3 protein-coding genes are annotated in these 1,742 nt (G+C 62.9%); 2 read left to right on the plus strand and 1 reads right to left on the minus strand.

The genetic code is table 11. From position 1 onward, the window contains the following. The first annotated feature begins 138 nt into the window (after positions 1-138). Both J7346_RS14885 and J7346_RS14890 read left to right on the plus strand, forming a co-directional pair. Positions 139-660 (plus strand): hypothetical protein, encoded by a 522-nt coding sequence (locus tag J7346_RS14885; protein WP_209120755.1) that lies wholly within the window; start codon positions 139-141, stop codon positions 658-660. 22 nt (positions 661-682) lie between these two features. Next, the gene (locus J7346_RS14890; protein WP_209120756.1) at positions 683-1,306 is read left to right on the plus strand and encodes a recombinase family protein; all 624 of its coding nucleotides are present in this window, start codon (positions 683-685) and stop codon (positions 1,304-1,306) included. On the opposite strand, the gene J7346_RS14895 is transcribed toward J7346_RS14890, so the two are convergent. After that, a complete protein-coding gene (locus J7346_RS14895; RefSeq protein WP_209120757.1) occupies positions 1,294-1,602 on the minus strand; it encodes a hypothetical protein in 309 nt (102 codons plus the stop codon). The two genes, J7346_RS14890 and J7346_RS14895, sit on opposite strands and share 13 nt — an antisense overlap. Between the last annotated feature and the right edge of the window lie 140 nt (positions 1,603-1,742).

Here is a 1,742-nt window from a genome sequence, read left to right on the forward strand (position 1 = left end):
GCCTGACCCTGTCCCACAATCCCCTCTGAATTCACCTGCCGCTGGTTCTTGATTCCAAGGTCATGATTCCGCGCCCTCGGAATCATGTGGATCGGAGACACTGGCGGCGGATAGGCTGGAGCCATCCGGGGGAGTTCCATGACCGACGAGGCCGTTCGAGACGAGATCAATAGGAAGGCCGCCGCGCACGCGGAAGCGACGGTCTATTCCCTGAACAACGCCTACCTGTCGCGCTCCCAGAAGGCCGAGGTCGAGGCCGTCTACCAATTCTCGTTCGGCATCTTCACCTACGCCTTCGCCGCTCTGGCCCTCGTGGCCGATCAGTCGTTCTGGACCGCCTACCTCAACGCCACCTTCATCGGAGCACTGGCCTGGGGCCTCAGCCGCTTCGTGATGATTGGGAAGGCATACCTTCCGCTCAGTCTGGTTCTCGCCGGAAACGGCGGGATGCTCATCCACCTCGCCATCGCCGCCTATGCCCTCTTCGAGAGACGCTGGGGCGTAGCGGCATTCGTGGGCTTGGAAGCCTTCGGGCTGATGGTCATGTTCATGCTGCCAGGGTGGTTATGGCCGATGTTGTTCGGCGGGCGGATGAACCCGAAATATCGCATCGCCAAGAAGATGTTCGGAGTCGAATTCCCCTTCGAGCGAGACCTCTAATCGCCCCCTTTTCCTTGACGCCTTGGCGATCCGTGAGATCGTCTTGGAGATGAAGAGGGCAGCATTCTACCTCCGTGTGAGCACGGATTCCCAAACGACGGAGAACCAGCGTCGCATCCTCCAGGAGGTCGCCGAGCGATCCGGCTGGGAAGTCGTCGAGGTCTACGAGGATCACGGAATCAGCGGCGCCAAGGGGCGGGACAAGCGACCTGCCTTCGACGCCCTCCTGAAGGCCGTCAGTCGCCGAGAGATCGACATGGTGGCCGCCTTCGCCGTGGACCGGCTGGGCCGATCCCTGCCCGATCTGATCGGCTTCCTCTCCGACCTCCAGGCCAAGGGATGCGATCTCTATCTGCACCAACAGGCCATCGACACGAGCACGCCCAGTGGCCGCATGCTCTTCCAGATGCTGGGCGTCTTCGCTGAGTTCGAACGCTCGATCATCACCGCTCGGATCAAGGCTGGCCTCGCCCGTGCCAGAGCCCAGGGCAAGCACTTCGGTCGGCCCAACCTCTCCCTGGAGCGCAGGAGAAGCGTCCAGAAGGCGTTGAGCGACGGCCTGTCCGTGAGGGCCGCAGCCAAGGCGACAGGCGTCTCCGCCGCCTCGGTCGGACGCATCAAGCAGGCCATGCCTCAGACCGTGTGATCGACGAGGTGCTCGGACCAGCGGAGATGGAAGGCCATCACATCCCGGTCGGCCTCCAGGGCGACCCAGAAGACCGCCCGCATGTCGTCCTGCCGGGCCAGCACTCCGTCATGGACCTCGTCGGCCAGCCACGCCTGCACCTCATCGAACAGCGTGGTCTTGCCGTCGAAGAAGGCCCTCAGGTCAGCCTCGGTGTGATAGCCCGCCAGGCCATAGACGTGGCGGAGTTCACGCCGAGCCGCCAAACCGGCTCGAAACCCCTCCTCGTCTCCCCAGGCGATGTCCGATCTGGCCATGACCCATCATGGGTGAACGGAGTCCGAGAAGTCGAAATTGAAATCCAGGAGCACGCTCGATGACGGTCGAAGACGATCAGGAATCGGAGAAAGACCGTGAGGAAGCGTCAGCCCAATCGATGCTCCCCTCGGCTCCACCA

It is taken from the genome of Brevundimonas sp. A19_0 (genome assembly GCF_017744255.1).
In the GTDB taxonomy this organism is placed as follows: domain Bacteria; phylum Pseudomonadota; class Alphaproteobacteria; order Caulobacterales; family Caulobacteraceae; genus Brevundimonas.